Raw genomic sequence first — 13,735 nt, 5'->3', positions numbered from 1 at the left:
GATAGAGCGCATATTCAGATTTTATACTAACTTTGCAGTTCCAATAAAACAAATATAAAATGTTATGGAACATCAACTTACCATTTACAACACCTTAGATAGAAAGAAAGAGTTGTTCGTACCGCTTCATGCACCTCATGTAGGCATGTATGTGTGCGGACCGACTGTTTACGGAGATGCACATTTAGGACACGCCCGCCCGTCTATAACCTTCGATGTGTTATTCCGCTATCTCACCCACCTAGGATATAAAGTACGCTACGTACGAAATATTACCGATGTAGGTCATCTGGAACATGATGCCGATGACGGAGAAGACAAGATTGCCAAGAAAGCACGTCTGGAAGAGTTGGAACCAATGGAGGTTGTTCAATATTTCCTGAACCGCTATCATAAAGCAATGGAAGCACTGAATGTACTTTCTCCGAGCATCGAACCACATGCTTCAGGACATATCATTGAACAAATCCAACTGGTACAGAAGATTTTGGATGCCGGATACGCCTATGAAAGCGAAGGCTCCGTTTATTTCGATGTAGCCAAATACAACAAAGATCACCATTACGGAAAACTTTCCGGACGTAATCTGGACGACGTATTGAATACCACCCGTGACCTCGACGGACAAAGCGAAAAACGCAATCCCGCCGATTTCGCCCTTTGGAAAAAGGCACAACCTGAACATATCATGCGCTGGCCGTCTCCATGGAGCGACGGTTTCCCCGGATGGCACGCCGAATGTACCGCTATGGGACGCAAATACCTAGGCGAACACTTCGATATTCACGGAGGAGGAATGGACTTGATTTTCCCTCACCACGAATGTGAAATCGCACAATCGGTAGCCTCACAAGGTGATGACATGGTTCACTACTGGATGCACAACAACATGATTACCATCAACGGAACCAAGATGGGTAAATCACTCGGCAACTTCATCACTTTGGACGAATTCTTCAACGGTACTCATAAGCTGCTAGCACAAGCCTACACACCAATGACAATCCGTTTCTTCATCCTGCAAGCTCATTACCGCAGCACGGTAGACTTTAGCAATGAAGCACTGCAAGCATCCGAAAAAGGGCTGCAACGTCTGATGGAAGCCATTGACGCATTGGATAAGATTACTCCCGCACCGGCAACTTCAGAGGGAATCAACGTGAAAGAACTGCGCGCTAAATGCTATGAAGCAATGAATGACGACTTGAATACACCGATTGTCATCGCACAGCTTTTCGAAGGTGCCCGCATTATTAACAATATCATTGCCGGCAATGCTACCATATCCGCCGAAGACCTGAAAGAGTTGAAAGAAACATTCCATCTATTCAGTTTCGACATCATGGGATTGAAAGAAGAAAAAGGCTCTTCTGATGGTCGTGAAGCAGCCTACGGCAAGGTAGTAGATATGCTACTGGAACAACGTATGAAAGCGAAAGCCAACAAAGACTGGGCTACTTCCGACGAAATCCGCAACACCCTGACAGCACTCGGATTTGAAATCAAAGATACTAAAGACGGTTTCGAATGGAGGCTGAATAAGTAATAAGAAAAGAAAGTGCTCAACGCACCATGCAAATACAAAGAAGACCGGCTCACCACGAACCGGTCTTCTCTTTTTTCATAGAAACATGATAACTAATACCTCTCTTTAAATTCTTGTTTTCTCTTATCTTATTCACTAATTATTTATTTTCCATGAGCATTTCAACCGGCTGTCCATGCTGACAGGTTACCGTCAGTACGGTCTGGTCCCCCTGCTGTTCCAACCGGACATTTTCCATCGGGCTTGTCAATCTCCAATGTCCTTTAAGCCGTATCTCCTTAGTAATAGGACGACTGGGCTCTTTCGTTGTATACGTCTTCTCTTCTATATTCAGATTCGGATCACAGACACTTAAGCGGATACCTTTATTAGGTTCCTTTACATACATCACCATTGTTTCCGCAGGAATAGTGGCGAACACTTTATCACCAGCAGGCTGATAAGTTTCAAAAGCAGCATACGCCGTGATACCTGTCTTTTTATCATAAATAACGTGAGCAGTCTGATCGCGTTGCAACACCTCGTATGGAGAAGTTTTACGCAGTTCGTCAAGATCAGAAACAGAAGGTTGTATCAAAACCATATATTCATAAGTCCCCTCTTTCGGCGCCTTGCCATGTTCTATCCAGGCAGAAGAGAATTTTCCCTTAGTTACTTCACGTGTCTTTTCGTGCCGTGATTCCTGTTCTACCACCTGTGAGCGAACGGTTCCGTCCACTACATGATAATAATTGTCATAGCCATCATGAAGCCAATAGCTATCCTCTCCTACTTTGGGCTCCTTACCATTATATTTTGTCTGGAAAAGAGTCGTTTCCGTAGGATAATCCGCATTGGAGTTCGCAATACCTGTTCCCAGGCAAACCATCCGGTTATCAAAACAGAAAACGGATTTACGGGCCACAAAGTCTGGTGTGAAGTTCTCATAATCCCGTTCTGCCAATTTCATAGCGAACATTCCATTTTTACCATCTAAAGAACTGCTTCCGGAGAAATTCTCTTTGGAGCGTGCCATAGTCGTTCCTTTCAATGGGCTATCAAGCAAGTTGAAAGGCAAATGAATGGTAGTTGTGCCCGGCAAACGGTTCCAGTCCCATCCCTCCTGCACAAAACCGCTTCCGGCACGTGACACGGGATTTCCTTTCCCCATAATCTGCACGGAGCCATAACTCTGATAACGTCCGTAACGGTTATCTTTCGTATAAATTTCAGAGCCCCATACGTCAGTGGTATACCCTTTCAATGTCACCATCCAGTCCGCACGACGGAAAATGCCTGCCGAACCATAGTTGTAAACGAAGAATCCCTGTGGAGCCTGTGCCGGTTGAATACCTTCCTTCTTGAAGAAACGCGCATTCGGAGTATCACTATTGCGTATCAGACGTAAATAGTCAGCAGCCAGACCACGATCAAACGTATTTCCCTGACCGGATAAATCACCGGATAAAGCTATATTGGCAAATGCTTCGATATCATCGCTTCCCATCTTCCCTCCAAAAGGATGACGGCCACTGATTCCGATGCCCCATTCATAGAAATTGCAATAATTGCGCATAGCAATAAAGGCTGATTTCATGTGTTTGCGCGCATCTTCGGTCAGTTCAAAACTTGTACCATTGGTAAATGCAATATATTCTCCTACAGTCGCAAGTACTCCAGTGGTATATCCCGGATAGAAACCGCCATGATGGAAAGTCGTACCGTCTACCTTTATACCACCGATCGTTCCCGGAGTATAACGCAAAGAAGAAGAAAGCCAACGTGACAAGCCGCTCAACGCTTGCGCCTGTTCTCTTGCATCGGGAAACATCATAGCGGAAATAAATTTCGCCATCAATAACGTATGCCAGGAATCCAACAATTCATCACGTGTTGGAGAGCATGGCTGACGAGTTTCTTGCAGAGCCGCCCAAAAACGCAATGTGGAGAGATAAGCATCCCGATGAGGATGTTTATAGATAGCATCACGCATCAGCCAGGCAGTTGTATATATCTTACGTACCTGATAACCATAATGATGATTGGTACCCATACCGCTACCGTATGCAAATCCCTGATCGATAGCATAGTCGAATACGGTAAAGTAGTTTTTCTTTGATGTTTCGTTCTGGTTATAATAAGCATCATAGGCAAAGCCGGAAAGCATCGTTTCAATATCGTTCCATGACATTTCTCCTTTCTTCTTGTCCTGTTCATCAGGAGCAACAATAGGAGTTCCTATAAATCCCGTCCCAGCGATGGATGGACTGATAGCCGCTTTCTCAAATGTTTTATAGGCAGCATTAATAGGCCCTTGCGGTGCCTTTTTCACTTCCAGAAAATCTGTCAAACGTTGTTCGATAGTCTTCAGCTCCTTCTTTTGTTCGCTTGTCAATTTAGAAGGCAGGGGAATATCATACGACTGTTGTTCCCATTTCCACACGAGACACCAATGCCACAGGTCACGATTAGACAGCCCATTATTGGTAGGCAACTGTTGGTCGGGAGTGGTACGAAGATTCATTTTCTTTTCCGGAAAAATCAGACGGTCAAGAAAGATACGTCCCTTCCGTTGCGGGGCAACCAGGCGATAGGCTACAATCTTCTTATCTTTCTTGTCGCCCTGCATATACTCAAAAGAGATCCAGCAAGCCCGCCAACCTGCTGCCTGCAAACGATAAGAGAACCAGTAAGAGACTTCTCCCTCCTTATTCAGAAACTCAAAACGAATAGAATCCTGCTGCGGTTTCTCATTATAAATCCACAAGGTAATGCCGAACTGCTTCTCGTTTCTCGTATTCAACGATAAAGGAGCAATTTGAACATCCAGCGTAGAACCAGGCTGAAAGTCCCATTCCAGACTACTTTCACCCTCCTTGTAAAAAAGAGAAGAGATTTTCACTTCTCCCTTTCCGGAAACTTTAAATGCTTCGGGCACTTCTTCTTCAAATCCGATGAGTTGGGCGAAAGCTGAAGGAATGATTCCCAAAAGGAATAATACTATAAAACAACTGTTTTTCATTACTATTTTCAATTTAAACGCGGATGCGGATTAACACCTATTATTGTCGCAGAGATTTACTCCTAAAATTGGCACTTATTTGCGTTAATCAGCGTTTTATAAATTACTAATCGCTAATAAGGTATCCGATCCGACAGAATCTTTTCCGTATACCAAGGATCATTAATTTCCTTCAACATAGCTCCCATTTCACCGCAAAGTTGTGCCACAATCTCCTTATTTTCTTCCAAAGGCAGGTTATGCAGTTGATATGGATCTTTTACATCATCGAATAAGAGGCTTTTCTTCAATTGCTTCGTATCACGGTCGATATATAACGCCAATGTATATTGAGCCGTCTTGATACCTCTTGAAGAAGGGAAGTAAGTCTGCACCAATCCATTTTCATCTTTATCGCCATCTACATTCTGAATATACAGTGCACCTGTAGGACGAACAATTTCAGCCTTTTCATCGAAGAAAAGAGGAGCGAAATTACGTCCCTGCACTTCCGCCGGAATAGAATCACCCAGTCCGCACAAGCCAAGCACCGTAGGCATAATATCAGGAGCGGAGAGCAATAAATCATCCACCCTCGGCTGAATCTTACCGGGAAAACGAACCAGGAACGGAATATTCATGGATTCAGAATAAGGGGAATTCTTCGGATCATCAGTGCGCTGGCTACACATCGTCTCACCATGATCGGAAGCAAAGATTACGACTGTATTCTTGTCCAATCCCAATTCTTTCAATGTCGTCAAAATCTGTCCGAAAGCACGGTCTACTCCGGTAACGGAAGCGAAATAATAACGTGCAGACTCCGCTTTCTTCATCTTCAAATCGACATTCGGACGAATCAACAGACTATCCAGAGGCTGATCTTTATAAAGATTAAAATCCTGCTCTTCACAGTCATTCAAGGAGCGATACGGGCTGTGAGGAGGATTCATGCCCACCATTATGAAGAAAGGTTTCTTGGTATCACGTACGTTACCGTCATTTTTCAGATAAGAAATGACTTTGCCTGATTCGTGCAAAGGTGACCATTCCTTCGGATCGTGTCTCTTACCATCCGTATCCCAATAATGCGGGTTCTTGTGTTCGTCAAATGTTCCGTAAGAATACCAGTAGTTAAAGCCGTGCCGGCGTTCTTTCGGTGTATAGGCATCCCATGCCGGACGTTTTTCTTCCACATACTGTCCCGGATGTTCGGGATCGTTCGGAGTCGGGAAGTCAGCGTGAAGTTTACCAAAATAAGCACAGTCATAACCTGCTTTGCTGAACACATCGCCGATACATTCCGCATCCTCGCGTAAGGAACTGATCGGACGTGTAGAGTTGCAATTCAATGGTACACCACTTTTGTTCGGGTACATACCGGTCAGTAACATTCCACGATGAGGGCTGCTCAACGGGCAGTTACTCTGTGCAGACGACAAGACCATAGATTCACGTGCAAAGGCATCCAGATTAGGAGTATGCACGGGGTCTCCTTCAAAGTTTACTTTATCCCGGAATCCGTCCTGCCTCCAGAAGCCCATCGCCTGGTTACGGTATTGATCGGGAAATACATAGATTATATTAGGATGCTCCGCTTGTTGGGACGCTTGTTTCGGAGCCTTGCAACCTTGTGCGGCAAAGAGCGTCAAGCCTCCTACAAGAAGGTTTATAGGTTTATTCATGATAGTTTATGATAAATAATTAAAACAGGTAAATGACAAACGGTCAATAGAAAGTTATAGATAATAAGTAGCGAATGATAAACGGTAAACATGTTCCGTCAGAATCCGCTAAGCATTCACCGTTCACTGTTTACCGTTCATTGTCTATTTCTTATTTCTTTTCCAAATCTCTTTTACGCATCAGTCCTTCCAGGAAGTAATAGTCAGCATAGTTCAGAGGAACGTCAATTTCCTGACCGTGAGGAATACTGCCAACCGAATGCATCAGGATAAAGTTTCCATTTGTTCCAACTTCTGCGCGATAAGCAGGTGAGCCCAAACTTTCCATTATCTTATCAGCCGTTTCCTTGTAGTGGTTGCCCGGCAGATAGCCATCCAGTTCGTAAAGGGCAGAGGCTGTACAAGCTGCTGCAGAAGCATCACGCGGTTCGTTCGGAATATTCGGAGCATCATAATCCCAGTATGGTACGAGGTCTTCCGGCAGGTTCTTATTATTAAAGATGAAGTTATAGACTTTTTGTGCCTGGTCGAGATATTTCTTATCTTTGGTATAGCGATAGCAGGTAGTATATCCATACAGAGCCCATGCTTGTCCGCGAGCCCAAGCCGATTCGTCGGCATATCCTTGTGCAGTTTGTCTCTTACGCACTTCTCCTGTCTCCGGATCGTAATCTACCACATGGTAGCAGCTGTTGTCCGGACGGAAGTGGTGAGCCATTGTTGTATCAGCATGTTTCACTGCAATATTGTAGAAAGTAGAATCTCCGGAAAGAGCTGTTGCTTCAAATAAGAGTTCGAGATTCATCATATTATCAATAATCACCGGACATTTCCATCCCCGTGTTCCCTGCCAACCTTTATCGGCATCCCATGACTGGATAACGCCTGCATTCGGACGAAAACGAGTGGACAATGATTTGGCAGCTTCTATAATGACGTCTTTGTACTCTTTCTTATCTGCCATGCGATAGCCGTTCAAATAACTGCAACCGATCATGAAACCTACATCATGATGCCATTTCAGATATTTCACAGAATCAAGAGCTTCTGTATATTTCTCAGCCAGCGGCAACCATTTCTTATCACCCGTCAGATTATAAGTCAACCATATACTACCGGGAAAGAAACCGGAGCACCAGTCTTCCATCGGTATGTAAGAGATACTCCCATCTTCGTTGATTGTTCTCGGATTCAAGATTTTACCGGACTTCTCAATAATGTCCGTCTGGATTGTGTTCTGTGCCACAGCGTTGTCGATGTTGTCCTGAATAAAGTCTACTTCAACCTTTTTTTGTCCACCGCAACTCGTAAAGATCAATAGGGAAAGTCCTAATGCGCTAAGAATTGTTTTCATAATACAGGGATTATTTGTTAAGTGATTAATTTTCCTGATGGCAAAAGTAGTGCATTTAAATAGAATTGACCGACCTAAATAATCCAAATGAAGGACAATTTTGGTACATTTCACTGAAAAATGAAGGAATGGATAGAATTATATATTCAAAAAAAACAGAGTCCAGATACAAAGAAAGTATCTGAATTCTGTTTTCTCAATTATATAATATTGCAAACTATATCTATAATTCGAATGGCTACAGATGAGTTTTTTGTTCAGCCAAATAGCTAATCCGGCTTCTTACTTTAAACTTTCACAAATTTCCGTATTTGCCCTCTTCAATTTCTGTTCATCCAGTTTTATTACTTTGCGGTCGTATGTCATCAATCCGTTCACTTCGATCTCAACATCTGTAGTCTGTGTATAAACAGCAGCCGAGAATCCACGTGCAATCATATCCTTCAGCATATTAGCATACTTCAGATACTCATCAGTAGCTTCTTTGGAAGTACTAAACTGAACATACCCCCAATTACGATTCGGCTCCCAAAGATGCTCCTTCAGCACTAAACCAATTCCTCCATACTCTCCGAGTACAGTTGCACGCTGTGCGTCATATAAATACATCTCCGGACCGGGATAATTATGCAAATCGAGCATATCACCACAGGTATAATGATTACCTCCACTGGCAGGATTCACTAAACGGGAAGGATCATATTGCTTTGTCCATTCTGCTATTTCAGGGGTTTTAAACTGCCCCCAAGCCTCATTGAAAGGTACCCATGTGCCAATACAAGGATAAGAGTAAAGGCAGTCGATAATTTCTTTCCATTCTTTACGATAAATAGCCTCTGATTCAGCAGACCGTTTAAATTCTGTTCCCTCAAAATACTTCCGATTCTGCCACTCGGGATTCTTATCGCCACTCGGCATGTCCTGCCACACAATAACCCCTAAACGATCACAATACGTATACCAACGGGCAGGCTCTACTTTTATATGTTTGCGAATCATATTATATCCAAAATCTTTTGTCTTTTGAATATCATATACTAAAGCCTCATCCGAAGGTGCCGTATACAAGCCATCCGGCCACCAGCCCTGATCTAAAAGACCAAATTGAAACAAGTCCTTATTATTCAATTGTAGACGTACAATTCCATTTTTATCGCGTTTCGTTGAATATTTACGCATGGCAGTATAGCTCTTAACCTTATCGATCAACTTATTTTCTGAATACAGACAAATTTCCATATCATATAAAAACGGAGAATCCGGTGACCACCACTTTACATCAGACGGCATAGCAATTTCAACCGGAATACCATTTACGGAACTTCCTACAGCCACCAACTGCTTTCCTTCTAATACCTTCACCTCCAATTTATCTGAAAGCATCTGATGATCTGTCATAACCTCTACTGTCAACTTATTCCTGTCAATATCAGGAGTCGTTTTGATATTGACAATCGACCGGATTGGCACGGGTTCTAGCCAAACTGTTTGCCAAATACCACTGACAGGAGTATACCAGATACCTCCCGGCTTACTAACCTGTTTTCCTCTAGGCTGAGGACCTTTATCAGTCGGGTCCCACACTTTCACGATCAATTCATTTTCCCCATTCAGCAAGGCAGGCGTGATATCAAAAGAAAAAGGAGTAAATCCTCCTGTATGTTGTCCCACCTTTACCTTATTTACCCAAACATCCGCTTTCCAGTCAACAGCCCCAAAATGCAATAAGATCCTATGTCCTTTCCATTTGGAGGGAACCGAGAATTGACGCTGATACCAAAGTTCATTCTTCTCCCCAAGACTTTTCCCCACTCCGGACAAGCTTGATTCTACAGCAAAAGGAACTAAAATCCGACCATCATAACTTTGTGGCATAGCTTGACCTACCGGAGAAATAGCATAATTCCACAATCCGTTCAGATTTATCCAGTCAGCACGTTCCATAATTGGGCGGGGATATTCGGGCAACACGTTTTCAACATCTATTTTCGCCGCCCATTCCGTCATAATTCGACCGCCAACCGGTTTCCACTGTGCAAATAGATAAACACTATTAATAAGTATCACTAAAGAACATACAACTTTTCTCATCTACATTATTTCTATTAAGAGTATTTTTACTAGGTCAAGTTATTCCAATATAATATCAAACTGATCGTAAGGTGCCGTACGATGTGCCAGATGCCTGGTCAATTTTGAAATCCCAAACAAGGGAGAATAAGTACGTACTTTGATCGTTTTACCATCCGGCATAAATTCCAGAATGCGAAGCCAACCATCCCCTCCGTTCCCTTCCGGACCGCCTCCTACATATTGTACATTAAACGTCATTTGTGATACATCTTTCCCGGCACTGTTCTTATCCACCCGATAAGCCACATTATTCTCATATTCACCGGTGCCTCTTCCCACATGTCCGCAAAGTACGAGACGGATATTGGAAGAAGGATAAATAAGTTTCTCCCAAATAGCCTGCCCCGAGTTTTGTGGAGAAATCTTATACCCATCTTTCGTAACGCGCTTATTACCTATATCAAGATAAGAATGAGTGATAAAAATCACCTTATAATTCTTGTATCTCGGCTTGTTTACCAAATCTTTCGCCCATTGCAGAACTTCATCACGAGGCACAAACTCTACTGCTATAACCAAAATCTTTCCCCATCCCGGCTCATCAAACTCAAAAGCCGAATTCTCTAAAGACGCCCTGCCTTCACGATTAGGAAATTCACTGACACAGATATTCCGCCAGGTAGAATTTCGTTCAAAAGGAATATAATCAGGAAAATAAGTACGACCGTTTTCTGCGGCTTTGTATCCATAATCATGATTGCCTGCGGCAATAATATAAGGTACTTTGTTATCCAGTCTTTTCAAAGCCTGCGATGCTGCCTCCCACATTTCACGACTGGTCTGGTTCAGCATCTTACGGTTTAATACATTATTATCATTCTGCTCCACCAAATCGCCTGTACAAAGGACAGCTTTAATTTTAAGCGACTCTATATTGTCCGCAATCCATGCGGTACAAAGATCAAAAAGCGGCTGGTTAATATCATACTTGGTATATCCCTGTGGATCACCGAGCAAAATCATAGAAAAGGATTCCGGATTGACCAATTTCTGGGGATCAGCCCGATGCTGCGCCGGGAGACAAGTGACAGAAGCACACAATATCCCGGCCAATAAATAGTTGAATAGTTTCATAGATTACTCTTTTTCTTCTTCGTTTTTAAATACAGGTGCACGAGATACGGATGCCGGTGTGCCATTAGTAATATAAGGCCAGCCATCACTGCTCCATTGTATGCGGTCACACATCAATTGACGACCATTATCTATTTTCGCTTTCTGCCAGGCATGATAGAAGAACCAGTCATTACCCTCATCATCCGTGATAATTTCGGAATTGTGTCCGGTTCCGGCAAACAGGTTATTACCCTGTAGAATTACTTCATTATAACTACTATTTTCTTTCATCACAGTACCGTTTTTACCCACATAAGGACCTTCGATATTTTTAGAACGCCCCACCACTACACGATACGTACTTCTTTCCTCTTCACAACAACTACCCGTAGAGCCAAATAGATAATAATAATTCCCGCGTTTATGAACCATGATGCCTTCTATTGAAGGACCCGCTATCTTTTCGGAAACAGCCCCTTTAATGGATAGACCGTCAGCACTTAACTCTACATAACGGATACCTCCTTCATAGCCTTTAGAAGTACTATTATAACTTCCCCAGAAAAGATACTTCTTACCATTATCTTCAAAATAACAAGGGTCGATGCACTGCATAGTACCAGAATTGTAGTCAAGAAGTTTTCCGTGATCCGTAAAAGGCCCTACAGGAGAGTCGCTGACCGCCACCCCGATACAACTATTCTTAGGCAAGTCCCAGTGCCCAAGAGTATAATAGAGCACATATTTACCATTGATATAGTTAATGTCCGGAGCCCATAAGCGAGTGTCCGGCTGCCAGTTCGGTTTTTGCAGAAAGGCTGCCCCAGCATAAGTCCACTGTGTCATATTAGTAGATTTGTAAATCGGAATATAGATATTATCCTGTTGGGTAACATACAAATAAAAGTTCCCGTCTGCCGCATGGATTATAGTCGGATCAGGCAACTGTTTGCCGACTATAGGATTGGAGAATGAAACAGGGTTAGGTGTACTCCCCCCACCCCCATTTCCATTACCGTTACCCGGCCCATCCGGTTGTTCGTCAGAGCCACCGGAACATGCCATGATACACAATGCTGTTGCAATTAAAAAAGATAATTTTTTCATATATACTTTATTAGTTAAAACTAAGATTAATTTATCCAACCTTCATTCTGTTCCAAATTCGAGTTCATTTCCATTTCTTTAGCAGGAATAGGCCAGCTCCAGCACTGATCCCCCAACCAGTACCAGGTATAAGTCGTTTCACCCCACATCTGCATCAGACCGTTACGATTATTATCAAACTTCTTATCTTTCCACGTTCCCCAACGCAATTCATGGAAATACATGGAATCTTCGCCACCGATTTCCCAGTAATACTCATTCCGGATACGTTCACGCAAATCACTCTGCCCGTTAACTTTCGTAGCAGGATAAGTTGCATTATTCAATTCGACATGCCCTGCACGACGTCTTACTTCATTAACACATCTGATTGCTTCGCTTTCATGGGTACTTCCCCATTCATTTAGCGCTTCTGCTTTCAGGAGCAATACTTCCGCATAGCGTATTAATGGAATATCCAATCCATAAGTATCACGTTCTGTCTGTTCCAGACCTTCAGGAACAAACTTTCTCCATAGATAGTAAAACTTATCGTTTGTATCAGTACGGATATCAAAAGGCTCTGCACTGTCGGAGCCACGATAAGGCCAACGCAATGTATAAGTATGAGCTATTCCAGAAGAAGCGCCATTGTATTGTGCGTAAGGGGTAATGACAGCCATTTGCAGACGTGGATCACGGCTCTCGTAAGCTTTTTTGATACGTGCTTCATTGCCACTATCCAGATATTTGTTCATATCTGCCCCATAGGCAGCCATACGTTCCTTTTCCGCCGCAGACAGTCCATCGCGTAGAAAAAACACCACACGTTCTTTTTCTTTCATCGCACTATAGCCCGGCAAGTAGTTATCCCAATTAAACTTTTCTCCGGTCGCCGTCTCAAAAGATTCTACAAAATGCGGATTAGGCAAATAGTTATTCCACATAGAACCTGCTGTACAACGGTTGCCGTAAGTGATGTTCCTTGTATTGGAGTAGCCGTATTGCTTGATGCATTGCACAGAGAATATCATTTCTTCACATTGTTCATTTGCTATTTTCAACAACTGCTTATAACTGGTAGCACCGGCCTTAGTATATAACCCGAAGCCACAGTCAGCCACAGAATTAAAATCATCAACCGCCGCCTCCCAATTCTTCTGCCACATATATACTTGTCCGCGTAATGCATAAGCAGCTCCTTTGGTTACCCGTCCATAGTTAGAGTCACCCGAATTATATTTATCCGGTAGATTGGGTTCATTCACACAATCTGTCAGATCCTGGAGTATAGCCGCCCAAACATCCGCTTCTGAAGAACGGGCTTTGTTACCGTTTTCAGGACTCGTGATTGCATTCATATATAACGGCACTCCTTTATACAAGATATTCAAGCGCATATAAGCAAATGCACGCAAGAATTTACATTCGGCGATAGCCCGTTGCTTCTCTCCGGTCGACATATCAGGAACCTGACCAATATTATCTATCACATCATTAGCACGATAGATAAAAGTATAAAAACGTTTATAAATATCACTGAACAGGCCACTTGAGGGAGTAGCTGCTCCTGTACAATTAGGCATTCGCTTAATCCAGTTCTTGTCTGTATCCATCACAGAAGAATAAGCATCCCATGGAATCCGGTGCGAATCCAAAATGCCGGAGTTAGGACAATATTGATCCAGAAAGACATTATATACGCCGATAACAGCCTGTTCGGCCAAAGTTGCTTTCGTCCAGATACTACTACCGCTTATGTTATTGGTAGGAGTAGTATCTAAAAAGTCCGCACCGCATCCAGCCATAGAGAAAGACAGCAAGGCAATAGATGCACATCTTACTAATTTCCGAAATATTTTTATTTTGTTTTTCATCATAAAATCGTTTTAGAG

At 43.0% G+C, this 13,735-nt stretch carries 8 protein-coding genes; 1 reads left to right on the top strand and 7 read right to left on the bottom strand.

Features of this window, described 5'->3' with window-relative positions; genetic code table 11:
* Nucleotides 1–64 precede the first annotated feature (64 nt).
* Entirely contained in the window at nt 65–1,546 is a 1,482-nt protein-coding gene (gene cysS, locus INE92_RS20695) for a cysteine--tRNA ligase (RefSeq protein WP_008023995.1), read from the top strand.
* Nucleotides 1,547–1,685: 139 nt separating this feature from the next.
* On the opposite strand, the gene INE92_RS20690 is transcribed toward cysS, so the two are convergent.
* The 7 genes from INE92_RS20690 to INE92_RS20660 all read right to left on the bottom strand — a co-directional run bounded on the left by INE92_RS20690 (nt 1,686) and on the right by INE92_RS20660 (nt 13,720).
* The gene (locus tag INE92_RS20690) at nt 1,686–4,547 is read right to left on the bottom strand and encodes a chondroitinase family polysaccharide lyase (protein WP_195436612.1); all 2,862 of its coding nucleotides are present in this window, start codon (nt 4,545–4,547) and stop codon (nt 1,686–1,688) included.
* A 113-nt stretch (nt 4,548–4,660) separates the two neighbouring features.
* Nucleotides 4,661–6,211, bottom strand: a complete 1,551-nt coding sequence (locus INE92_RS20685) for a sulfatase family protein (protein WP_004298319.1) — start codon at nt 6,209–6,211, stop codon at nt 4,661–4,663.
* 151 nt (nt 6,212–6,362) lie between these two features.
* Nucleotides 6,363–7,565, bottom strand: a complete 1,203-nt coding sequence (locus tag INE92_RS20680) for a glycoside hydrolase family 88 protein (RefSeq protein ID WP_004298320.1) — start codon at nt 7,563–7,565, stop codon at nt 6,363–6,365.
* Nucleotides 7,566–7,847: 282 nt separating this feature from the next.
* The gene (locus tag INE92_RS20675; RefSeq protein ID WP_008776093.1) at nt 7,848–9,656 is read right to left on the bottom strand and encodes a glycoside hydrolase family 2 protein; all 1,809 of its coding nucleotides are present in this window, start codon (nt 9,654–9,656) and stop codon (nt 7,848–7,850) included.
* A gap of 39 nt (nt 9,657–9,695) precedes the next feature.
* Nucleotides 9,696–10,772 (bottom strand): metallophosphoesterase, encoded by a 1,077-nt coding sequence (locus tag INE92_RS20670; protein WP_008641764.1) that lies wholly within the window; start codon nt 10,770–10,772, stop codon nt 9,696–9,698.
* 3 nt (nt 10,773–10,775) lie between these two features.
* On the bottom strand, nt 10,776–11,861 hold the full coding sequence (locus INE92_RS20665) for a family 43 glycosylhydrolase (protein ID WP_004307466.1): 1,086 nt from the start codon (nt 11,859–11,861) through the stop codon (nt 10,776–10,778).
* Nucleotides 11,862–11,887: 26 nt separating this feature from the next.
* Nucleotides 11,888–13,720 (bottom strand): RagB/SusD family nutrient uptake outer membrane protein, encoded by a 1,833-nt coding sequence (locus INE92_RS20660; RefSeq protein ID WP_373259801.1) that lies wholly within the window; start codon nt 13,718–13,720, stop codon nt 11,888–11,890.
* Between the last annotated feature and the right edge of the window lie 15 nt (nt 13,721–13,735).

It is taken from the genome of Bacteroides xylanisolvens, assembly GCF_018289135.1.
In the GTDB taxonomy this organism is placed as follows: Bacteria; Bacteroidota; Bacteroidia; order Bacteroidales; family Bacteroidaceae; genus Bacteroides; species Bacteroides xylanisolvens.
The sequence above is the reverse complement of the archived record's forward strand: the minus strand, read 5'-3'. Positions and strand labels throughout refer to the sequence as shown.

Excerpts from the sequence above, each read along its gene's own strand:
- cysS (WP_008023995.1), top strand. The coding sequence starts at position 65 with ATGGAACATCAACTTACCATTTACAACACCTTAGATAGAAAGAAAGAG.
- INE92_RS20690 (WP_195436612.1), bottom strand. The coding sequence starts at position 4,547 with ATGAAAAACAGTTGTTTTATAGTATTATTCCTTTTGGGAATCATTCCT.
- INE92_RS20685 (WP_004298319.1), bottom strand. The coding sequence starts at position 6,211 with ATGAATAAACCTATAAACCTTCTTGTAGGAGGCTTGACGCTCTTTGCC.
- INE92_RS20680 (WP_004298320.1), bottom strand. The coding sequence starts at position 7,565 with ATGAAAACAATTCTTAGCGCATTAGGACTTTCCCTATTGATCTTTACG.
- INE92_RS20675 (WP_008776093.1), bottom strand. The coding sequence starts at position 9,656 with ATGAGAAAAGTTGTATGTTCTTTAGTGATACTTATTAATAGTGTTTAT.
- INE92_RS20670 (WP_008641764.1), bottom strand. The coding sequence starts at position 10,772 with ATGAAACTATTCAACTATTTATTGGCCGGGATATTGTGTGCTTCTGTC.
- INE92_RS20665 (WP_004307466.1), bottom strand. The coding sequence starts at position 11,861 with ATGAAAAAATTATCTTTTTTAATTGCAACAGCATTGTGTATCATGGCA.
- INE92_RS20660 (WP_373259801.1), bottom strand. The coding sequence starts at position 13,720 with ATGATGAAAAACAAAATAAAAATATTTCGGAAATTAGTAAGATGTGCA.